Origin of the sequence: Xenococcus sp. PCC 7305 (genome assembly GCF_000332055.1) — a bacterium.
Classification (GTDB): Bacteria; Cyanobacteriota; Cyanobacteriia; order Cyanobacteriales; family Xenococcaceae; genus Xenococcus.
Window position 1 is genome coordinate 1 of record NZ_ALVZ01000190.1, and the last position, 22,381, is coordinate 22,381.

15 protein-coding genes are annotated in these 22,381 nt (G+C 37.8%); 5 read left to right on the forward strand and 10 right to left on the reverse strand.

The genetic code is table 11. The annotated features are described in order from the left end of the window. Both XEN7305_RS26750 and XEN7305_RS14905 read right to left on the reverse strand, forming a co-directional pair. Positions 1-3,431: Ig-like domain-containing protein (locus XEN7305_RS26750; protein WP_006510291.1), on the reverse strand; the 3,431-nt coding region annotated here is incomplete at its 3' end. Between the two features lie 189 nt (positions 3,432-3,620). After that, on the reverse strand, positions 3,621-5,228 hold the full coding sequence (locus XEN7305_RS14905; RefSeq protein WP_006510292.1) for a CHAT domain-containing protein: 1,608 nt from the start codon (positions 5,226-5,228) through the stop codon (positions 3,621-3,623). 891 nt (positions 5,229-6,119) lie between these two features. On the opposite strand from XEN7305_RS14905, the gene XEN7305_RS14910 reads away from it, so the two are divergent. After that, entirely contained in the window at positions 6,120-7,772 is a 1,653-nt protein-coding gene (locus tag XEN7305_RS14910) for a ShlB/FhaC/HecB family hemolysin secretion/activation protein (RefSeq protein WP_158500405.1), read from the forward strand. Positions 7,773-8,050: 278 nt separating this feature from the next. Here the strand turns inward: XEN7305_RS14910 and XEN7305_RS14915 are convergent, their stop codons facing one another. Next, complete coding sequence (locus tag XEN7305_RS14915) at positions 8,051-8,638, reverse strand: fasciclin domain-containing protein (protein WP_006510294.1); 588 nt, start codon at positions 8,636-8,638, stop codon at positions 8,051-8,053. Between the two features lie 240 nt (positions 8,639-8,878). On the opposite strand from XEN7305_RS14915, the gene XEN7305_RS14920 reads away from it, so the two are divergent. Further along, positions 8,879-9,619, forward strand: a complete 741-nt coding sequence (locus tag XEN7305_RS14920) for a DUF554 domain-containing protein (RefSeq protein WP_006510295.1) — start codon at positions 8,879-8,881, stop codon at positions 9,617-9,619. Here the strand turns inward: XEN7305_RS14920 and XEN7305_RS28225 are convergent. The 3 genes from XEN7305_RS28225 to XEN7305_RS14935 form a co-directional block, all read right to left on the reverse strand. Further along, entirely contained in the window at positions 9,614-11,293 is a 1,680-nt protein-coding gene (locus XEN7305_RS28225; RefSeq protein WP_144053285.1) for a hypothetical protein, read from the reverse strand. The genes XEN7305_RS14920 and XEN7305_RS28225 overlap by 6 nt on opposite strands. 220 nt (positions 11,294-11,513) lie before the next feature. Then, on the reverse strand, positions 11,514-13,937 hold the full coding sequence (locus XEN7305_RS14930) for a pentapeptide repeat-containing protein (RefSeq protein ID WP_006510297.1): 2,424 nt from the start codon (positions 13,935-13,937) through the stop codon (positions 11,514-11,516). Between the two features lie 69 nt (positions 13,938-14,006). Further along, on the reverse strand, positions 14,007-14,348 hold the full coding sequence (locus XEN7305_RS14935) for a hypothetical protein (protein ID WP_006510298.1): 342 nt from the start codon (positions 14,346-14,348) through the stop codon (positions 14,007-14,009). 709 nt (positions 14,349-15,057) lie between these two features. On the opposite strand from XEN7305_RS14935, the gene XEN7305_RS14940 reads away from it, so the two are divergent. Next, the gene (locus XEN7305_RS14940; protein ID WP_006510299.1) at positions 15,058-15,444 is read left to right on the forward strand and encodes an alr0857 family protein; all 387 of its coding nucleotides are present in this window, start codon (positions 15,058-15,060) and stop codon (positions 15,442-15,444) included. A gap of 97 nt (positions 15,445-15,541) precedes the next feature. Here XEN7305_RS14940 and recA read toward each other — a convergent pair whose 3' ends face one another. Then, positions 15,542-16,612: a recombinase RecA gene (gene recA, locus XEN7305_RS14945; protein ID WP_006510300.1), complete on the reverse strand. Its 1,071-nt coding sequence runs from the start codon at positions 16,610-16,612 to the stop codon at positions 15,542-15,544. A gap of 137 nt (positions 16,613-16,749) precedes the next feature. Between recA and XEN7305_RS14950 the strand changes: the two genes are divergently transcribed. Next, positions 16,750-17,505, forward strand: coding sequence for a hypothetical protein (locus XEN7305_RS14950; RefSeq protein WP_006510301.1), 756 nt, complete (start codon positions 16,750-16,752; stop codon positions 17,503-17,505). A gap of 31 nt (positions 17,506-17,536) precedes the next feature. Here XEN7305_RS14950 and XEN7305_RS14955 read toward each other — a convergent pair whose 3' ends face one another. Both XEN7305_RS14955 and XEN7305_RS26760 read right to left on the reverse strand, forming a co-directional pair. Further along, complete coding sequence (locus XEN7305_RS14955; RefSeq protein ID WP_006510302.1) at positions 17,537-18,190, reverse strand: calcium-binding protein; 654 nt, start codon at positions 18,188-18,190, stop codon at positions 17,537-17,539. A 131-nt stretch (positions 18,191-18,321) separates the two neighbouring features. Continuing rightward, entirely contained in the window at positions 18,322-19,812 is a 1,491-nt protein-coding gene (locus XEN7305_RS26760; protein ID WP_006510303.1) for a hypothetical protein, read from the reverse strand. A 304-nt stretch (positions 19,813-20,116) separates the two neighbouring features. Between XEN7305_RS26760 and XEN7305_RS14965 the strand changes: the two genes are divergently transcribed. Further along, positions 20,117-21,112 (forward strand): diguanylate cyclase domain-containing protein, encoded by a 996-nt coding sequence (locus tag XEN7305_RS14965; protein WP_006510304.1) that lies wholly within the window; start codon positions 20,117-20,119, stop codon positions 21,110-21,112. 57 nt (positions 21,113-21,169) lie between these two features. Here the strand turns inward: XEN7305_RS14965 and XEN7305_RS14970 are convergent, their stop codons facing one another. After that, positions 21,170-22,333 (reverse strand): sugar phosphate nucleotidyltransferase, encoded by a 1,164-nt coding sequence (locus XEN7305_RS14970; protein WP_006510305.1) that lies wholly within the window; start codon positions 22,331-22,333, stop codon positions 21,170-21,172. Positions 22,334-22,381: the final 48 nt, after the last annotated feature.

Genomic DNA, 22,381 nt, shown 5'->3' on the forward strand with positions numbered 1-22,381 from the left:
GATTCAACTGTAATTTCTACATTTGCAGTCGCTGTTCCTCCATTTCCATCAGCAATAGTATAGCTGTAGGTATCAATCCCGTTAAAGTCTTCTTCTGGAGTATAGGTAATGCTGCCATCTGCGTTAATAGTAGTTGTGCCATTGCCCCCATCGGTAGCGCTGGTTACTGTTAGGAGATCTTCGTCGGGGTCACTATCGTTGTCTAATACTGCTGTAGTTACTGCTGTATCTTCATCTGTTGTATCTTCATCATCATTCGCTATGGGCTCAGTGTTAAAATCGTTAATCGTTACATTTGCAGTATCAGTTCCGCCATCTGAATCAGTAATCGTATAGGTGAAGCTATCGCTATCGCTAAACTCATCAAGATCAGGGGTATAGGTAAAGGAACCATCAGCGTCGATACTCACTGAACCAGCTAGAGGCTCACTATTTGCAGTAACAGTGAAAAGATCACCTTCGGGGTCGCTGTCAACACCGTCTCCTGTATTATCGCTAATCAGATTGCCACCGATAGAAGGCTCCCCATTAAGAGTGTAAATATTATCAACTGCATCGGGAGGTAGATTATCCGTAACCGTTACAGTCAAAACTTGCGTCGCACTCAACCCCTGAGAATCAGCAACCTCAATTTCAAGTTCGTAGTTATTATCAGTATTGATATCCAGAGGGTTTTCAAAATCGGGGGCTGTGTCGAAGTCTACTATGCCAGTAATAGGATCTATGTTAAATAATGCTGAGTCGGCCCCTCCAATAATGCTATAGGTAAGTCCTAGTCCTTCAGAATCATTATCATCAAGGGACATTACATCGATAACTAAGGTTGTATTCTCTAGTATATTTGCAGTGTCAGGACTGATAATTATGGGAGGATCATTTTGATCAACATTTACTGTTAAGTCCACAAGATCACTGAGACCTCCAGAATCAGTAACTGTGACTTGAACCTCATAATTATTATCACCATCAGCATCTTCAGGATTCTCAAAATCCGGTGTATTAACAAAGGTTAACTCTCCTGTCTCGTTATCTAAGTTAAACAGAAGCGCATCTAAGCCTGTTAAGCTATAGGTCAATCCTTCTCCTTCAATGTCTAGATCATCAGTGGTCTCAATATCTATGACATCGCTTTGCCCGGTAGGAATACTAACAGTGGCAGGAGTAGTATCAGGAATGATAATAGTAGGAGCTTCATTCGGCAAAATAGTAGCATTACCAGGTAATGTCAATGCCACCAGAAAAATAGAATCGTCATTAGAGGGATTAGCCGTATCAATCTGAATAGAACTATCGCCATCATTGAGGAAATCTGTCAAATCATATAATTCGTCATCGCTAGCTAAATTGTCAAAAGGATCAATAGGATTGTCTAATGAATCACCTACCCCACCAACAGTGATCAGTGCACCATTACTGGCAGAGCCATCGTCAAAATCACCTGCTGAACTTGTTAGTCGCACGCCGTTGATATCAACTTCACTAAACTGGAGATCAGGAAGAGTTCCCCGCACAAATCCAAACTGGATTCCTAAAGCTAATTGAGCTATAAAGTCTGGATCGCTTTTATCTATAGGATCAGCTAGAAACACGGTGTTCGTTTGTGGCGTCGGCCCTGTAAGCCCACCTTCTAAGAGGAAAATGCTTCTTTCTGGCAAAGACGGATTTGAGTAAATAACAGATAGACTCGTTCCCTCAATAAATTCAGGTTGACCTGTAGTAGTTTCACCAACAGCAAAATCAAATAGTCCGCCACCGAGGCCCACCCTATCGCTAACAATGGAGGTAACATCTGCACGACCTGTTTCAAAGTTCAATACTGAAGCATCCCCTACATTTTCTAGCCAAGTGATATCAACTAATTGATCATCAAAGCTAATAGTATCGGGTTGGAAAGATACGTCAAATGTTCGGGTTGCCACATGCAAATAGGCAGCCTCTATTGTTGAACCTGCAGGAATATCAGCTTGTAATAATCCTGAATCGGAGGTCCCCAATCCGTCGGTAGAAATCCCAGTAGGCCCAATAAATGTAGCAGCTATATCTGGATCAGGTTGAATCAGATCTAGAGAACCTAAATCTTCATTTAAATCAGCAACTGTGACAGTCAAATCTTGATCATCTGTCAGTCCACCAGAATCAGTCACTATGACTTGAACCTCATAATTATTATCGTCATCAGAATCTCCAGGATTCTCAAAATCTGGTGGATTAATAAAGGTTAAGATACCAAAGCTATTAATCGCAAATAGTTCTTCATCTGCTCCTGCAAGACTATAGATCAATCCTTCTCCTTCAATATCTAGATCATCAGTGGTCCCGATATCTATGACATTAGTTTGTCCTTCCAGGATACTGATAGTTGCAGGATTAGTTTCAGGGTTGATAATAATAGGATTTTCATTGACAAAAGGAGTAATAGTAATTGAACTTGGTAAGTTTTGTGCTCCACGGGAATCTGTTGCTTGAAACTGGATAACAAAACTTTGTTCAGCTTGGGAAATAGTGGGAGTCCAATTAACAGTTATAGTGGCTGGATCATTAGGAATTATAGGATTAGGGACAAAAGTCATCCCTGGAGGTGGATTTAAGGGGACTAGAGAAGCAATATCGTCATCGTCTGGGTCATCAGCTGTTACGGTAAAAGATAGTTGCTGTCCTACTTGAGAAGATAATGGACCAGCAGGATCAAAGCTAATTAGTGGAGCTTCATTTACAGTAGAAGGATCTACGATCTCCAAAATGAAATCAATCGGACTTGATGCTCCTACAGAATCTTCCATAATGACTTGGGTAGTCCACAAATCACCTACAACTGTAAAATCAGGTGTTGCGACATTCTGCCAGCTTAAAAGCCCGGATGAACTTACGACTAAGCCATTTGGGAAGGGAACAATTCCACTTTCTACTGTAGTAGCTAAACGAAAGGTGACATTATCTCCGTTAGGATCTACAAATGGAATTTGGAAACTAAAATTAGCATCATCAGGAACTGTAACAATAGAAGGCAAGCTACTAAAAGGTGGTAGATTGCTTGGGCCATTAGTTCCACCACCGTCAATAGTAACAGTTGTTTCTGTCCTATAATCAGAATCACTACTATTTTGCAGAGTTGAAATTCGAGCAAAGTTCTCGAAAAAAGCTGTATAGTTCCCTGGTGAAGTATAGATGTAATTAATTAGATCGCCACCGGCATCTACAAGACGACCTTGAATTACATCGGCTTGGGAATCAGCCACTGTTATCTCTAAGTACAAAGACTCAGACGATCCATCGCCAAAGTTTAGAGTTCCAACATTTATTATCTCGCCTACTCCGGGAGTTCCAAAAAAACTTCTTCGATAAGCTTGTTCACCACGAAATTGAATCGCTAATGGATCATCTGAATTAGGATTATCTTCCCAAAAAAGCGTTGCATATCTAAAATGTGACATAAAAATATCTCTCTTTCAATTTTGGATAATGAACAAAATAAAAATTTTTTAGAAGTCAAAATTACAAAATTAATTGAATTTAAACTTCTGATTATTGATGAGCAATAAAACAAAATTATGCCTAATAAAGCTGTAAAAACTGCGATTATAAGTTGCTTATCGTTAAAAAAGCTTACCCGGATTCGATAGCTACCAAGGGTTGCCAATGATAGTAAAGGCACTCCAGTAGCGAGGATGAGTTAAATCTATATCCAGTTCTGTAATTTCAGCAGGTAAATCAAACGTTACGTCTTCCACAATTAATTTTCCTTTTTCTAAACGAACTTCTTCATTCAATAGAGACAATTGAGCTTGACGCAAAGCTTCAGCTTTAATTGGTGAACTTTTAAGCTCCCTATAAAATTGAGACATTAATGACAAAGTCCCAGAATCACTCACGTACCATAAACTTCCAAGGGCCGATTTAACTCCTGCCTGATAAGCTAAGCTGGCAAACCCATATTCGGCATCTCTATCTCCCACCGCAGTGTTGCAAGCACTCAGCACGATAAGTTGTACTAACGGATTGTTTAATCCCAGCTGTCTAACTTCGTCTATACCCAATTTGCGATCGCCAAACTGAATGAATGAATTAGAAGGTTTTCCCGGTAAAAACTCAGCATGAGTGGCAAGATGCAAAATGCCAAATGGTTGATTGGTTTGAGTTTGTTGGAGATTCTCTACTGTAAAGTCTTCGTTGAGAAAGGATTCTCCTTCCCATAGACTTTGGGCAATAATATCCAACTCGGTCGGTACTGCTGGAAGAGGTGATAATTCTGGGTCGGCAAAATTATCAGCCCCCATAGCTAATATTTCGACATCCCGAATATCCTGGTATTTGGTATTCGTCAGCCTGAAACTAGGTATCATTCCCACACTATATTTTTCGATCAGATATTCTTCCCCATCATGTAATGCGGCTAAAGGTAGGGATCGAATTCCGCTATCCAAAATAAAAACAAGATTTTCTATTTCTCTTGCTTTTAGCTCTTCCCTAAGAGGTTCAATTAGCCATTGATACAGTTGTTGTGATGGGGGTAAATATTTTTCCTCGGGCAATCCATAAAAAACACTATCGCTAAAACGATTGGCAGCTGCTGTAACTTGAGCTCGATCTGTCCCCTTGATTCGTCTGCGAACAGCATCTCCTTTTGCCGTGACTAATATTAGTTCTAGTTCATCATCGGGTTGGGGAAAAAAACCAACTTGGCCACTATTTAGAGTAGCTTCTGAAGGATAAAACACTGCATAAATGACTGCTGGTTTAATTCCAGCTTCCTCTTCAATTTTAGTGAGGTCTTGCTGAATTTGGGCTAAAGAAACCTCTGATGTTTCTTCCTCTAATTCCCCAATATAGTATTGATAGCTTGTAGTCAAATCTTCATCCACTTTCGCTATTCGTTGAGATAATTCCCGAGGAGGAACTCTATTTTGCGGATAAGAAGTAACTAAGCCTGGTGCCGGTGAGGTAGGAACATTCGGGGTGGGCTGAAGATTGGTTTCGATTTCAATACCCTGTTCTGGAGTAAACTCTGGTGGCCCATCAACTGTTACGCCAGTGGGTACATCAATCGTGCCATTGCCATCAAGATCAATCCCAATTAGACCGTTGTTTGAGGGAATAATTATTTGAGCAGCAACAGAATCAATTGTTAGTGTTAAATAACCTGTTGCTAAGAATATGCAAGATATTACATTGCAGCGGTTGAGAACCGAGGAACAGATTCTACTCTTTCTTTTATTGCTGGGAGAAACCATTGTGCTTTTAGTAGTTTTTTTGAGTTTTTAATAAGAAAATATACTAATTATAGTATCGATCAAAGAATAGGTAAACTTCATGATTTTTAAAATAAACCATCCGCAATTGTAATTGACTTACGATAATCTCCTAAGATTATTTTTTACAGCTCCCCATAGTATTCACAACTTCAACAAAAAACTCTCATTGTTCTTAATCAATATTAACAATTGACTGACTCAATTAAATCAAGAATAAATTATTCTTTTAGCCTCAAATTCCAACATGTTCCTAAACTAAAGAGTAGCTTCATGGTAAAACTCCACCTGAAAATATTAAGTTTTCGTTACTCTATCTTTCTAATAGTCTGAAAATGTTTTTTCTTATATTACTTAAATAACATGTACAGTTTGTAATACTTAACATCTGCCTACTCTTAAACTTAAATTTTTTCTGTCCGGGTTTCGAGATTTTTTCAAAAAACGATTTTGTCATTTTTAACGAATTAACAAGGGTTTTAGGGCTAAATACAGACTATGAATACTTGAAAAATTTTTACATACCAAACATTGACAAAATTTAAATTAGTGTTATATTAGTGCTTTTAGTAATAGGGAATTCAAGTTGGTTAAAATTGATTCAAGTTGGTTAAAATCAACTTTGCTCGGTAAGTAATTCAAGTTTTATCTATAAAGTTTGATCTATTTCTGATGCATATTGTATTACAAAAAGATGCGGTTTTTAGATGACTAAAAAGATAGTTGGGACTATTATAAAAGTGATTTTTTGTTAATTTAAGTTGTAAGCAAATGAAATTTATATTTAAGCGCTTTATGACGTTATATTTTGGCTGCGATAATTCATTTATATTAAAAAATAATTATCTATTTTTCATTGTATTTTTTCTTAGCTTGGTAAGTTCAATTGACAATAATTGTTATGCTCAAGCAGGTATTAATTCCGAATTTGAACATCAAAAAGCTAATATTTTTTTATCCCAAGCTAATCAAGAATCTTTAACGGCTCCTTCCTCTACTCCTTTGAATAAAGTAGATCCACAAGCTTCTATTAAAATAGATACGATAACAGTTTCAGGTAGTACTATCTTCCCACAAGAGGATTTCAAGACAATTATTCAACCCCTAGAAGGCAAGATTTCTTCTCTGTCAGAACTAAGATTAGTTGCCGATCAAATAACTCAGTTATATTTACAGGATGGTTACATAACTTCGAGAGCAGTCATTAATTCTGATTCTCTTGCAGAGGGAAACATTCAAATAGAAATTATTGAAGGAGAGATCGAAGAGATCAAAATTATCGGCGCAGACAAATTAATTAAATATGTTCGTTCTAGGGTTAATTTGGGGGCTGCCTCTCCTCTAAATACTAGGAAACTGGAAGAACAACTACGTCTACTAAGAACAGACCCTTTAATAGAGAATATAGAAGCTAATCTCTCCGCTGGTAGTGGGATAGGCCGAAGTACATTGATAGTCAGAGTGAAAGCTGCTAAACCTTTAGCGTTGGATTTTGGGATAGATAATTATTCGCCTCCAAGTGTTGGTTCAGAACGTTTAGGTTTAGAATTGGCTTATCGGAATCTTAGTGGTTTGGGAGATACATTTTCAACTTCATATTTTCCTAGAATAGAAGCTTTTAGTGATACATTTGATCTAAATTTCCAATATCAAGTTCCCATTAATCCCAAAAATGGAACTATTACTGCTGAAATTGAGCTTAACAGAAATGAAATTGTTAATGGGATTGGGGAAGATTTTGATATTAATGGAGAAACAGAACTTTATAGATTAAATTATCGGCAACCAATAATTCGGAGCACAAAACAAGAAGTTGCTTTGTCGCTAGGCTTTGATTATCAGGATTCACAAACTTTTTTACAAGAAGATGGTTTTAGCTTTATCGCAGGACCAGAAAAGGGAGCAAGTAAGACTAGTGTGCTTCGCTTTGGACAGGATTATATTTTGCGTCAACCTAAGGGCGCTTGGGCATTTGCTTCTAGTCTAAATTTGGGAATAGATCTTTTTGATGCTACTACTAATAGCTCTGAGTCTGTTCCCGATGGGAAATTTTTTAGTTGGTTAGGTCAAATACAAAGAGTACAAGTACTTAATAAGGATAATTTTCTAATTATTCAAAGTGAGTTTCAATTAACTCCTGATAGTTTGCTGCCATCTCAACAATTTATTATTGGGGGTGGTCAATCAGTAAAAGGATATCGTCAAAATACGAGATCAGGAGATAATGGGTTTCTATTTTCTATTGAGGATCGTTTTACTGTAAGTAGAAGTACAGCTGGTCAACCAATCTTCACTTTGGCCCCTTTCTTTAATATGGGTGCTATTTGGAATGCAGATGATAATCCTAATGAGCGGCCAAATCAAAATTTTCTAGCGGCGCTTGGATTAGGATTTATTTGGCAACCTATTAGTGATTTGAATATCCGACTTGATTATGCACCACCATTAATTGATTTAGATGATCGTGGAGATAATGTTCAAGATGATGGATTTCATTTTAGTGTTCGTTACTCTAAAAAAATATAGATATAGCAGCAAGGCATAAAGACTAATTATCTCTGTATTAAAGTTTTTCAAAGAGAGTTCAATTCAATATACTAGCCAGGGCATAGCAGAATTTACGCTTGGGGAGAGTCTCTCTCTTGGGCAGTTGGAGTAATTCTGCCGTCTAACGGAGACTCGTTGCAGCAAAAACCCTCTCGCCTTTAGGCATGGGGTGTGTCAAATCAGTATAATCTGCGAATTTATTCATCATTCCCAATCCTGATTTACTTGTAGATTTATCCTTTCCATTTTAGGATTATCTAGATTCCTATTTGATCAATCTGATTTTCAGGGATTAAAACTTTGTCAACTAATACTACAATCAGATTTTCACTAACCTTTTCAATTTTCTGTACTGTTGAATTATTTAGCAAAATTGCTTCCGTTTGATCTTCGAGAACTACCCCTGTAATGCTTATAGTATTGCCATCGGAGGTAGTGATCTTTTGATTTTTAATATCATCTTCCGAAATTGTTCCAGGAATAGAATAATATTTGATTAATTTATTTATTTCTTCTGGATTCGATAGTTTCTCCTTGTCTTCAGCCGATAAGTTGTTGAATGCATCATCTACTGGAACAATGAGGGTCGTATTCAAATCTTCATTCTTCAATTCGGACTCTAAATCGCTATTTTCTAGCAGGGAAGCAAAAAAAGTTGCATCATGAACTTCAAGCCATCTCTTTATATCCTTGTTTGCACCTCTAAATAAACTAGCAGAAGGATTGAAAAAACTGGCAGAAGGATAGTATATTTGGTTTGAAGGATAGTATATTTGGGCTGAAGCATTAAGCTGAATATGAGAAATAGCAAACGCTAACCCAAGTACCTTAATTAGATTCTTCATATTAAGAAATGTCCATTCAATTTAATTAAGCACAAAGTCAAATGATTAACTTAATCTATTAAAAGTAGTATATCGTAAAACGACATGATATAGGTGATGTAATCCGCCAAGAAACGACATTAGTACCTTATCTTTATATTTTTATATCTTTGTCTTCTTATATATTTCACATACTTAGAAACAAATTTGTATTGTAGGACACATAAATATGTGGATAATAAATAGTCATGAGGATAATTTATGGTATTAGATTTTTGGGCGAAAACTAGTGGGACTTGGATTAATATTGTGACGGTTTTAATTGGTTCTAGTTTTGGTCTAATTTTAAAAAATCGGCTCTCGGCAAAAATACAAAGGATCATTACTCAAGGCATTGGTTTAGTGACTATTTGGATTGGAGTCACTATGACAGATAGTATGGGCAAGATTGATGCAGGAGCTATTAATGGAGTGGTGGTTGGATTGGTTGCAATTGTCTTGGGTGGTATTTTTGGTGAATGGTTGCAGATTGAAGAGAAATTAAAATCTATTGGAGATTTCTTAAAGGCAAAGTTTCGGGGACAGGGTTTGTTTACTGAGGGTTTTGTCGCTAGTAGTTTGTTATTTTGTGTGGGGCCAATGACTTTAATTGGTTGTCTAAATAATGGCTTAAATGGTGATAATACTTTGCTAGTCATCAAGGCAACTATGGATGGTATTGTAGCTATTGCCTTAGCTAATATTTATGGCATTGGAGTGGGATTTTCGGTTGTCGTTTTATTTTTTTATCAGGGAGGGTTGTCGTTACTAGCAGGTTTAGTTGCCAATGTGATTCCTGATCCGAATAATAATCCTTCTATTTTGCTTGTAAGTGGGGTGGGTGGGTTAATGATTATGGCGATCGGTTTTAATTTATTGGAAATTACGAAGATCCGGGTTGCTTCTTTTTTACCGGCGATCGCGATCTCTCCTGTTCTTTATTGTCTTATGGCCCTATTATAAATCCTTTGAAAACTGCTCGCTGTGAAGATGTTTTTTGTATTTTTCATAAAGAGCAACTCCTGGTAACTCTGTAGAAAATTGTGGGGGAATTCTATATTCACTAGCTGAATATTGTTCCCGAATCAAGGTTAAAGATTTATAGGGTTTTTCCCATTTTTTCAAGGTATTGAGTAGCAAAATAAATTCTTGATAGGCTTTGGAATGTCTGTTGACGAGCCCCATATATTGCAGCATCTTGGCGTAGGTTTCAGGAGAATGTTCCTCCTCGGAAACGCCAATTATCGGGGACAGTTTTTCAAAAACATCATAATTTTCCAAAACTAAAACTATCAAGCCCTTGAGTTGGAATAAATCTTGGGCGTCTAGTTGTTGCGTAATGTCAGATACTGTTCTTAAAATAGTGAAATCAGCTAATTGATATTTTTTAAACAAAGCTAATAATTTTAGCCCCAAATCATGTTTAGAAATTTCATTAACTTCTTTGATATAAGACTGTAATGCATTCCTGCCTTCTTCACTATTCAAAAGGGGAAGTATTTGACCAAGTTTCTTTTTCACCTTATCGCGAAAAACATCCTTATCAAGATCATCTGAAATAGTATCCGCAACGAAATTATAAAATTCTTGCTGTTTCCGACTGCGAAAACGCAATTCTGTTGATTCTAATTTTAAAAAACTACTTTGGGCTGCGATCGCAACTTCTAAATATTTAATACTTTGACCAATTGTTTGATATTCATTAAGACCTTGGTCAACCTGTTTTTTGAGCTTGATGTATACCATAAACTCTTCACTGCCAAATTTTTCATCGGAAATCCTCAAAGCCCTATTGGCCAAGGTTTTTAATTCCCTAAAGGTCTTATTGTGTAAAGTGACAGCCTTTTCTGGAGCTTTTGGCTTCCCATATTTTTCCTGTAAACCTTCAACAATCCCTTCTTCTAATACCTTGCCGACTGCTAGAAAAATTGGAGCCATCACAGTCATGAGGATTAGACTAAAGCCAACTATTAAAGGTAAAGGAAAAGTGTTACCTTTCTCACCAGGCAGAGCATCTAAAAGACCTTCACCTTGAAGCATGGCAACAGCTTGTTCGGGGTCAATCTCCGCTCCTTCGGCAAACTCGGCACCCAACAGATTATCTTCAGATGATAATAATTTACGAGCATCTATCATGCCCATCATCTCTGTATCTTCTTCAAGTAGTCCTAGATATCTCTCTTGAATATCTTGATTGATTTGGTCGGCATTGGGCAGTCCAGCTAATTCTTTATCTAAAATTGCTTCCGCTTCTTCTTGCGTAAGATTTGTTGGCTCGTCTAGAAATACTTGATAATAGTCTTCAATTTGCTTATTGAGTTGATCTACAGATTCTAAGCTATCTAATTTTTGTGATAGGTCAACTTGCAAATCCTGTGATTTGTTAGTTTCTGTAGCTTGATTTCCCGATAATAAATTAATAATATCTTGATTTTTGGAAGGCGATAGCAACAGCTTAACATTGCTACTGGAGTAACCGTATTTTCCTGCTAGCAAAGCACCTGCTTGAGTAGGACTAGTAATAGTTCCTAGACTCAATAGATACATAGTTGTTGCAATCGTGAAGTTTGAGCTTATGCTGATCGCGTAGCGCTTTGCCTTTGGCGAAATCGCGATTTTGTTTAGATATCTTCCCATGGTTACTCTATTCTCAAGAAATCCTGCCTCTTGTTTTTTAGAGTACCCATTTCTATTTTTCAATATATCTTGGTTGATGAATTTTTTATGTGCAGGGTAAGTATTTTGGTAAATTTAGGGCATCTGAAGATCAACGACTTGGCATATTTATTTACGTGTCAGGACTGATGTTAGGTTTTAGGTATATTCCCCGTTCCCTGTTCCCCGTTATATATAACGATCAAAAAATTGTGTTATCCAAAATTGTATTAGTTAAATTAGCGTCAGTTAAATTAGCTCCAATGAGCTTGGCTCCTGATAAATTAGCTCCTTGCAAGTTGGCATTTGTCAAATCGGCTTCGATTAACTTCGCCCCCGATAAATTTGTATTCTGCAAGTCTGAAGCTACAAGATTTGCCGCAATTAAATTAATTTTTGTTAGATTCTTACTCGCTAAGTTGGCATTTTGTAAATTGGCATAGGAGAAATTTCTTCTGCCCAAGGCATATCCTCTTAATAGATTAGCGCGATCGCTAATACTAATAGCTCTGACATTACTACTTGAAAACATAAACTTAAATTTCTTCCCATTGGCAATCACTTGTTCTAGCTCCCGATAAAAATCATAGTCCCCAATCCCACTCAAATTTACCCAGCCCCGAGTGCGAGTTAAACCGATAAATAGTTGATTGCGCAAAACTAGATTGTAGGGAGCTTTGCCTAAATTATCTAATCCAATAATATATACAACCGCAGCCTCTTGTCCTTTGGCTCGATAGCTATTGGCGATTGTCACTGCCCCAGAATGCCAAAATTTATTAGTATAGTTATTGCTTTTTTGCTCCAGTGAATTAATAGATTCAGTTCCAGGAATATAAATATTAATGTTTTGCCTCATTAGAAATTTGGCAGTTTGCTGGATTAAAAAATTGCTATTTTGAGTCGAGCCCAAAGGAATAATCAAAATATCATTGGCCAATAGCTCATCTTGCGATAAATTGTATTTTATCTTGGCAGCCAAATCAGTCAGCTCTTGCGGTCGAGAACTGTAAACCTGATAATTGACCATTTCGTCTTGCCACAGCGCTTCGATGGAATTAGCATCATTATTTGCTTTATATTCCAAGATAATTTGATCACCAGATTCCAGTTTGCCTGAGACTTGATAACCAATCGCTTCCCATTCTTCCTCATAATTGAAACTGGTTAAAATTGATTCTGGAGCTAAATAGCCCATTGCGATCGCATTTGCAATATTGAGAATGGAATCTGGACTGCGATAACAGCGAGATAGATTAATAGTTTTTGGAATATTATTGTGGTATTGCCCTGTCACTAAATGGGCTAATTCTTCTCCGAATAATACTTCTGCGGTAGGCACTTGAGAACTAGACAAATTTTGCATTTCATCATAGGCCCAAATCAATCTTTTTTGTTGGGGATGAACTGGATTGACAGGACGCAAAGCCTGATAAGCTAGCCAATAGAAGGGTTGTTTACCTTGATATTGCCATTGCTCTACTAATAAATCTTGACCCTCATCAACTAAAATAGCATCAAAAACCTGAGGAATCGCAGTAGTTTCCAATAAATAGGAACAGACTTCTCCTAAAGATTCATTCGGCTTTCTACTAACAGTTTCGGCTACGGGAATTGCTCTTTTTCTGGTTAAATTACAAATGGTACTATAAAACCCTGGTTGATCTTTGCTACCCCAAGCATGAAGGATTTTGAGATTAGATTTTTCCGCATCATATTGTTGTTCCCTGTTAGTAAAATACTGAATGCAGCGATTAACTTCTTCTGTGATTACTTCATAAAGACTTCTGGAAAAAAATACTAAGGCAATCTGCCATTGGGGATATTTTAAATGCATCAAAGCTGCTTTTTGGCAGAGGATCACTGTCTTGCCTGAACCAGCTACGCCGCGAATTCTCTGCATTCCAGTCGGAATTTGTTTGGCGATGAGCTCTTGTTGCCAATCTAATTGATTTAAACGCGATCGCGCTTGTTGCAAAATACGACGACGACTCTGTTTGTTCTGGCTAGTCTGCTTGACGTTGGTCTGATAAATAGCAGTTCCGGCTAAAGTTGCGAGTAACAGATTCCATTGAGTTATTGTCATTTGAGGAGCCAATCTTAATGACGAACTTGCCTTAATCACCGAATGAAGAGTTTTCGGTTGTACCAAATCATTTTTAAATAAAATCGGCGGATTACTTGGAAGTTGATTAAACCCTCTGGCTTGCCACTCTTCTTGTGTAATATAAGGTAGAGCGATTAATGCTTGAGCCGAAATTTGCTTATTCAAGATCGGTTCGCGATCGCTATAGTCTAATAGCGCAAACAATTGAGTTTCTGCCTGTTGATACGGAGCGCCATAATTAGTATAGAAATTCTGATATTGCCAACGATGTCCATTAATTCCTACTATCTGGGAAATTGCGATCGCTTTAACTTCAATGACAATTAAGCCTAAACTATAATCAGCAATTAGAATATCTGGTTCTTTGCGAAATTTGCCCCCTGGGGAAAAAACCGGATAACGCCAATAAGCCAGACAATTTCTCTCTCCAAATGCGGACTGAATTGCTTCCCAAACTAGTTGTTCCCCTTTTTCTCCCTTAGTTTCTAAGGGTTGTGTCGCAATAAATCTTCCTTTCATTGTTGCGCATGCTGTTGAGATAAGCAGGTTTAAGACTCCCTGACCTTATCTCAACTGATATCAAAATATTTATTCGGTGGTTGCCAAACTTTCTAAACTCAAGGGCACAAAATCACCATATATAGTGAAAGCGAGTAACATGGTCTCGCCTTCTTGGATTAATTTTCCTGTCAGAGCACAACTCTCATCCTTCCTCGCAACCGCCTCAGCAGTGGCACGAATATCAGAAGCCGCAAATTGAGGTCGATAATCTCCTGATTTTTGATGTACATAATTCCATAGGATATCTCTGATCAACGCCTGATATCCCTGATTTCCCGACAGTTCCTTTAGTTTATCCTTAAGGCTTCGTTCCAGACGGATACTGGTGACTTCCATTTCAGTGGTTGACGTACGAGTTAAAGTTCGCATAATTTGCTCCTATAAACGACTAGATATTTCGGTAATATTAGTGTAGTACTAAATACATTTATTTAGACACTACTGACAAGCAACCTTGGTGTTACTTCCTGAACTCTGCAATCCAATATTTCATCAAATCCGAGACAATAGCTCAGCAACAATATTGGATAAAAGATGTTTTTCCGTAGATATGAATAGCAATTGCATCTATATTACCAAGCTGGGAATCTAAACACGATCGCAGTACAGAGTATAGCTTTAATTACAACACAAACCACAGGAAGATTGAATTAAAAATTCAATTAAAATCTGAATTACAACCGAAATGTAACGGAATAAGGTACGAAAAGGATCAATATCAAACAAGAAACTTAACAAAAGTTCATTAGTCTGTCTCTCACAGATTGCTCAGCCACAGATTTTATTTATTTTGTGCCAGAAGTTTTAACTCCTAGAAAAGAAAGGTTATCGGTAAAAAGAAAAGTTAATTTATTAGTTCTGATCAGCAAAATTGCCAGCACTTCTCAAAATTTATTCTCCGCAGTGATTTGTATCAATGCACATTCTTAAGAAATGGTGAAAAGTTGAATAGAGGGGAGATTCGTTCTTCTTTAAAGAGAGTTAGGAGTAATCATGTTTTTATAACTGCTTATAAGTAAGTTTTAGTGAAAATTCAACTAGCTAAGAAAATTATAATTTTTAATGAGGAAAGTAAATAATGTTAAAAATTACTTATACTAATACGGGCTTTTATCTGGAACATTTGCCAGAATCTTTGGAAAATTGGCTGGTAGAGAGGGTTTTACTCTGCTTACGTGCCTCTACAAGCATTTATATTGAACCCAGCACTGCTTCTGTCTTACTGCCTGGAGATCTTCCTCACATTCAAAATATAGCTGCCTTCAAAGATGAATATGAGGGGATTATTGAATTAGATCCTTGTGATGAGGAATCTGTGGAATTCAGATTAAGGGGTACTTGGATCACAACAAAAGAAAATAGTGAATCGGGTATTTTTGTCTCAACTCTTGGTGATCAGGCGGAAACATCAATTTACAAGTTATGGCAATCTGCCAATCTCGGAACATCTCTAATCGGAGAGTGAAAGTATAAGGGATGAGGGATGAGGGATGAAGGATGAGGAACTAGGAGCGAGGAATGAAGCACAAAACTTTCCCTAACTCCTAAAATGGGTGGGCTAATTATGCTTCTGGAGCCGTGCCATTGGGATTATCCTCTATTACAGCCTCACCTTTGGTAGGGTCGACGACTAATTTGTCTCTCACCAATTGTTCAACCTCTTTTGCCAGCTCGCTATTTTCTGTTAGATATGTGATTGTGTTTTCTCGACCTTGACCGATATTATCCCCGTTATAGCTATACCAAGCACCTTTGCGAACTATAATATCTTCACTTTCGGCAATGTCTAGAATGCAACCCATGCGGGAAATCCCTTGACCGAAGATAATATCGAATTCAGCGACTCTAAACGGTGGTGCAACTTTGTTTTTAGCGACTTTGACCTTAACGCGATTGCCGTATTGATCTTCACTACCTTTCTTCAAAGATTGACTACGGCGAATATCTAAACGTACCGAAGCATAAAATTTTAATGCCGTACCTCCTGTCGTAACTTCAGGATTACCATAGGTGATCCCAATTTTCTGGCGTAACTGATTGAGAAAGATTACCGTAGAACCTGATCTACCAATGTTGCCCGCAATTTTCCTTAAAGCTTTACTCATCAAACGAGCTTGCAATCCCATTTGATTGTCACCCATTTCCCCTTCTATCTCTGCACGGGGAACTAATGCTGCTACCGAATCTATTACCACCAAATCTACCGCCGCAGAACGCACCAATTGATCAACTATTTCTAAAGCTGATTCTCCGTGATCTGGTTGCGCCACCAAGAGATTCTCGATATCGACCCCCAAAGCCTTAGAATAAGTCGGGTCAAGGGCATGTTCGGCATCGACAAAGGCTGCTACTCCTCCTGTTTTTTGAATTTCTGCGATCGCGTGTAATGCCAGTGTGGTCTTTCCTGAACTTTCCGGACCATAGATTTCAATAATTCTTCCTTTAGGTAAACCGCCACCAAGAGCAATATCTAGGGTTAAGGCGCCACTGGGGATGGTTTCCACCTTCATTTGTGCCGCATCGCCAAGACGCATGATGGAACCTTTGCCAAAGTTACGCTCGATTTGTTTTAATACTAAATTTAGAGCTTTCTCTTTATCTGGATTACTAGAAATATTCACTGTAGTTGACATAAATGCCTCATTGAATAGGGGTTTAGATTTTAGAAGTTAGATTTTAGGGGTTAGGTACAATTATATTAAATTAAAATTATTTAGATATTGATGCTAAATTAGTAAGCTGTAGCTGAATATTACGGTAAATAACCTTCGTGTCCAAGATTTTATACCGATGGGAGCAAGCTCTCTTATCAATTTTGTCCCAAGCTCAAGCCAAAGACTGGGATATTATGGCCTTGTCTCCCAAACAGGTATCCCAAATCACTACTAAAGGGCTATTACTCCTCGGAACAATCCTTTTATGGTGGTGGAATTGGAAATTACTTTTGGCAACTTCTGTCGGTATCTTAGTCATGTTGGTGGTTTATACTTTCAAACAACAACATTGGCAGAGATTTTATCGTAGATGGCAAGGTTTACTGGCTGGCTACAATCGTAAACTAGCTTTGGCCGTGGCAACCGGTGGCATGGGCGCTTTTGTCACCTATATGACGGCCTCTATTTGGGCAGATTCGGAAAATCGTTGGTTGGCTACAGGCTCAATTTTACAAGGCTTTGGTACCTTAATTACCCTATTTTTACTAGGATGGCATCTTAATCGCGATCGCAATTCTGAAACTCAATTCGAGAAGTTGCTTCTGGAATTAACTGCTGTTGAACCACTCAAACGTTTAATTGCAATCCGACAACTAACTAGTTTAGAGAAAAAAAATCATCTCAGCCGAGAACAACGCTTACAATTAGTAGAATATTTTTATTTAATGCTTGCCCAGCCCCAAGAGTCGATCGTCTCAGAAGCTTTACTAGATAGTTTAGAAAGTTTTGGGTTTTCTCAACTAGAAGCCAAATCCATCAAGATGCCTCTAAAGTTACGACAAAATACCTCAGTTATGCATAAAGTTAATTAGTAGGTTGATGAAATATATAAAAAAATTTGCCCTAGGAAGCTGCAAATAAAAAGTCACTAGCGGTCAAATCACTCGCTAAGATATCGTTGACTGTTGCGTAATAAATATTAGAGTCGTTAGCGTCTTGAATCGTTACAGAGGAGCCCGTCTGTGTGATCGATAAATTTTCAAAGCCACTGATTTGACCGTCATGGATCGCAATTTTATCTTGCCCGTCTTCATAATCGGCAATAATGTTCTGATTATCCCAACCACTTCGCCAAACTTCAAATTGGTCAAATCCAGCACCTCCGTACAAAGAATCCAAACCATCAGCACCGGATAAGGTGTCATTGCCATCCCCACCTTTTAATTGGTCATGACCTGCTCCACCATATAAATAGTCCATATTGGACTGACCCAACATAGTATCATGACCTGCTCCACCAACTAAGGTATCATCGTGAGCGCCTCCCACGAGGAAATCATGATCTTGTCCTCCATCTAGAGAATCCCGGCCTCTACCACCGAATAAACTGTCTCGACCACCACCCCCAAATAAGGTGTCATTGCCTTCGCCACCATTAAAATTATCGTCTCCCTCTTGACCAAATAGGGCATTTGATTCTTCACTGGGAGTCGATTCACTTAAGTCCCCAGATGACAATAAACTTAAACTATCGCTGCTATCAAAGAAAGTATCCATAATTCACTTCTCCAATGAAATACACTAGTAATATTACTTATGTAATATTACTATGCCACAAGAGCCGATACCAGTCAAATTATTAGTTTCGAATAGTTTACGGAAAGAGGTAAGAGGAACAAACGCAGGAATTATGAAGTTATATTATTGTTAGAATGCCGACGAAAAATTATCATGTTTTGACCAACCACAGGGCTTCTCGCAACTAAATTGTCATTGTTATCTTTAATTACTAATTTCCTAAATTCCAAGTTTTGCGATCGCAAAAACATATCTGAGACAATTTCATCTTGTTCTGTAGTTTCTAATTGATACCAATCATCGGCAATTCTCACAGTAAGAACGTTGCTCGTGATATTAGGTTCTAGAGATAACACGAGATCTTCTTGATAGCCTTCAGAAAGCTCTAAAACTTTATGGCTCAACAAAGCAATTAAATTTTGTTCTGGAGTGAGCTTGACATCATGAATGATAGTTTTCACATCCAATTTTTCCTCGGCAAACTCTGAAACTAAAGTTTCAGGAATTAGAATGTTCGGTTCTGGTTCTGAGATGTTTTCTGGAATTCTATCTATTTCTGAAGTTGCTGTTGGGTCTAGTTTTTTGTCTATTATTTTCTCTGTGTTTGAGGATGGATTAGTAGCAGATGTATTTTCCCGCTCAGAAAACTCTTCGGCCGTGGAAATATCGGTGGCTATTTTAGTTTCTATTTGAGCATTAGGTAATACTGTTTCGGGATTAGATTGTGACATTGCTTTTGATTCAGTAGCAACTTCAGGATCTAAAATATTTTCTGTTACCAAATTTGCCGCCTCTTCTGATTCTGGAGCCAATAAAACGTCACTGGGCGCTGAAGGTTCTTGAGCTATAGATTTAGCTGCTAGAGCATTCGTTGTGACTTCTCTGTTTTCTGTTGCTGGCTGTTGAGAAATTTGCTCGGTTACAGTAGATTTTGGTCCCTCTTTTACTTCTTTTGTAACAATAATTGCTTCGTTTTGTAGTTTATTCTCAGTCAGATTATTCGCAATTAAGGGTGATTCTTCCCTAATAATTTCAGTTGTTTCTGCCGGTGAAATTTGTTCTGTGATTCCTGGAGATAAATATTTTAAAGAAATAGGAATTATCGCCACTATGATAGCAATAATTGCGATCGCAATCCAGTTTCTTTTTTTCCGTGCTTTAGGAGTTTTTTTGGGAGATTTCGCCGGTGTTTCGGGAGCTATTTCTTGATTTAATGATTCTGGTTCTTCAGGAATTTTAGATATAGGTATTTGAGATACTAAATTTTCCGATTCTGATATTTCTACTTTTGAAGCCGTTGCTTTCTCTTGAGCAGGAGACGGAATAACTTCTGGCTGAATTTCGGCAACCCCATTAGCTTCAATATCAACTGGAGTCATTTCAGCTTCTGGGGCAACTGTTTCTTCTGGTAAATTAGCGAGCAGGCTTTCTAATTCTTCAGTCGTTGTTATTAGAGTTTCCACTGCATTAGTAGAAGGCAAATCTACTACAGACGTAGAGTTAAGTTGCTCAATAATTGTTTCTAATTTCTTAATTGCTGTCCGCAACTGGTCTACCGTTTTGCTTTTAGATAAAGGGTTTTGGCGATCTTCTGAGTCCATAACATCATAACGCTAGTACAAAACCAACTTTTAACATAAAAACACTTACTCAAAATCAAATCTTCATGGTTATTGAGATAAATTACAGTTTTTTCGCGGATGACCAGTACATATAAACTCTATGATAATTGAATTCATCCGTAATTATCAGTATCGGAATTTTTGGAGTTTTTCCTAATTCAGCATTTACAATTAACTAATTAATAATTATACTGTAAAAAATTAAATAATATCTTAATATTTAATCTTTTGACATTTCCACAGTGCCGTTCAGTGGATTATTAGGAGAGGTTTTGTACTGTAAATGGAACACAAACAAGATACAATATTGATCGTTGATCATAACCCATATGCTTTAAGTCACTTAACGACAACTCTTAATAATAAAGGTTATCAAACAAAAAAAGCCTTTGATGGAAATAAAGCCGTTAATTTTGCTTATGAAGCCGAGCCAGATTTGATTCTTCTAGATTTAGAGACGCCTCCAATCAATGGTTATCAAGTTTGTTCTTCTCTTAAAGACAGTGATCGCACTAATAAAATTCCGATTATTTTTGTCAGTGATTCCCATGATCGAACAGATCGGGTAAAAGCTATTGAAATAGGTGGTGTTGATTATATTACAAAACCTTTTTATCTTGAAGAAGTAATTGCTCGTATTGAAAGGCAACTAGAAATTCAGCGATTACAAAAATTATTGCGGCAACAAAATATATTGCTGCAAAAGGAAATAGAACGACGCATCAAAGTGGAAACAGCTTTACGTGAAGCGAACCAAGAATTGCATTGCTTAGCAACTATCGATACTCTCACGGGGATTGCGAATCGCCGTAAGTTTGACTATTATCTGGAGAAGGAATGGCGAAGACTAGCGAGACAACAAGCACCTCTGTCTTTAATCCTTCTAGATATAGATTATTTTAAAAGATACAACGATAGCAAAGGTCATCAAGAAGGAGATCTTTGCTTAAAGAAAGTAGCATCAGCGATCGCAAAAACCGTGCATCGCCCTGCTGATTTGGTAGCTCGTTATGGTGGTGAAGAATTTGCGGTGATTCTTCCTCATACTGATTTGGATGGCGCTGTTTATATCGGCAATAAAATTAAAATGGCGATCCAAAAGCTGAATATTAAACACCCATTATCGGATATTAGTGATATTGTGACCACGAGTCAGGGAATCAGCAGCGCAATCCCTACCGCAGATATTAGTGCTGAATCTTTAATTTATGATGCGGATATTGCTCTTTATGATGCTAAAAGACAAGGTAGGAATCAACTGCAAGTTAAAGCTGCATGAGTTGACTAAAATGTATTCTGGTCATACCTAATTCCTCATCCTTCATCCCTTAACTAATCACCCGTCACTATTCAATAAATTTCGAATAGCAGTTTCATGTTCTGCCTTAGCCTCAGGAGGGGCGTGACGGGAATCGGTGATTAACCAGTCTAATGCTGCTGCCCTAACATCGATCGCGGCACCAGTTTTGTCTACGCAATAGCGACCGAAAACTAATTTATCTACTAAGCGAATTCCCTCTCCCAAACGGGAATATTCAAAAATGACGCTGTTATCGACAGTGGCATCACGACAAATCCAGCAATTGGGGCCTATCATACTGGGTCCAATAATCGTCGCACCATCTTCTATTTTAGTCATGCCACCAATATAGACTGGACCTTGAATGTTGACTTTATCCCAATTCACTGAGACATTTAAGCCTGTATAAATGCCTGGCTTGACTTCTATCCCGGGAATTCTGACATTTTTAATTTCTCCTTGGAGAACACCTCGAATTGCACGCCAATAATCGGGAACCTTGCCAATATCAACCCATTGGAAATCCATTGCCACGGCATAAAAGGGAGCCTGTTTGGCTACTAGTTGAGGGAATAGTTCTCCGCCAATATCATATTCTTGATTTGGTGGTATGTAGTCAAAAATCTCTGGTTCAAAAATATAGATTCCTGTATTGATATTGGTACTCAAGGCTTCTTGCACTGTCGGCTTTTCCTGAAAAGATTGAATTCTCCCATCTTCATCGGTAACAACAACACCATAGCTAGAGACATCTTCTTTGGGAACAGATTTGGTAACAATGGTTGCGATCGCGCCTTTATCTTTATGCCATTGAATAGCTTCGCTTAGATCAAGATCAATCAAAGCATCGCCACATAGAACAATAAAAGTGTCATCAAAAAAGGTTTTAAACTCTTGAATTTTTTTAAGCCCTCCTGCCGAGCCTAAAGCCTCCCCCACGAGTTCTCCATCAACAATGCGACCTTCAAAAGAATAGCCAATATTAACCCCAAAACGTTGACCATCACGAAAATAGCCTTCTATTTCATGGGCCAGATGACTAACATTAACCATGACTTGGTCAAAACCGTGTTGCCTCAAGAGTTCCAGGAGAAACTCCATTACTGGTTTTTGCAATATAGGAATTAAAGGCTTAGGAATTGTATAAGTTATGGGACGAACACGAGTGCCTTTACCGGCTGCCAGAATCATGGCCTTCATTAAAGCTTCTCCTAAACCAGATGCATACTATAAAAAATCGACTACTCC

Bases quoted from the DNA above. Each gene is read 5' to 3' on its own strand.
- XEN7305_RS14920 (WP_006510295.1), top strand. From the start codon at position 8,879: ATGGTATTAGATTTTTGGGCGAAAACTAGTGGGACTTGGATTAATATT.
- recA (WP_006510300.1), bottom strand. From the start codon at position 16,612: ATGTCAACTACAGTGAATATTTCTAGTAATCCAGATAAAGAGAAAGCT.
- XEN7305_RS28225 (WP_144053285.1), bottom strand. From the start codon at position 11,293: ATGGGAAGATATCTAAACAAAATCGCGATTTCGCCAAAGGCAAAGCGC.
- XEN7305_RS14905 (WP_006510292.1), bottom strand. From the start codon at position 5,228: ATGGTTTCTCCCAGCAATAAAAGAAAGAGTAGAATCTGTTCCTCGGTT.
- XEN7305_RS14970 (WP_006510305.1), bottom strand. From the start codon at position 22,333: ATGAAGGCCATGATTCTGGCAGCCGGTAAAGGCACTCGTGTTCGTCCC.
- XEN7305_RS26760 (WP_006510303.1), bottom strand. From the start codon at position 19,812: ATGGACTCAGAAGATCGCCAAAACCCTTTATCTAAAAGCAAAACGGTA.
- XEN7305_RS14930 (WP_006510297.1), bottom strand. From the start codon at position 13,937: ATGAAAGGAAGATTTATTGCGACACAACCCTTAGAAACTAAGGGAGAA.
- XEN7305_RS14955 (WP_006510302.1), bottom strand. From the start codon at position 18,190: ATGGATACTTTCTTTGATAGCAGCGATAGTTTAAGTTTATTGTCATCT.
- XEN7305_RS14935 (WP_006510298.1), bottom strand. From the start codon at position 14,348: ATGCGAACTTTAACTCGTACGTCAACCACTGAAATGGAAGTCACCAGT.
- XEN7305_RS14915 (WP_006510294.1), bottom strand. From the start codon at position 8,638: ATGAAGAATCTAATTAAGGTACTTGGGTTAGCGTTTGCTATTTCTCAT.
- XEN7305_RS14940 (WP_006510299.1), top strand. From the start codon at position 15,058: ATGTTAAAAATTACTTATACTAATACGGGCTTTTATCTGGAACATTTG.
- XEN7305_RS14965 (WP_006510304.1), top strand. From the start codon at position 20,117: ATGGAACACAAACAAGATACAATATTGATCGTTGATCATAACCCATAT.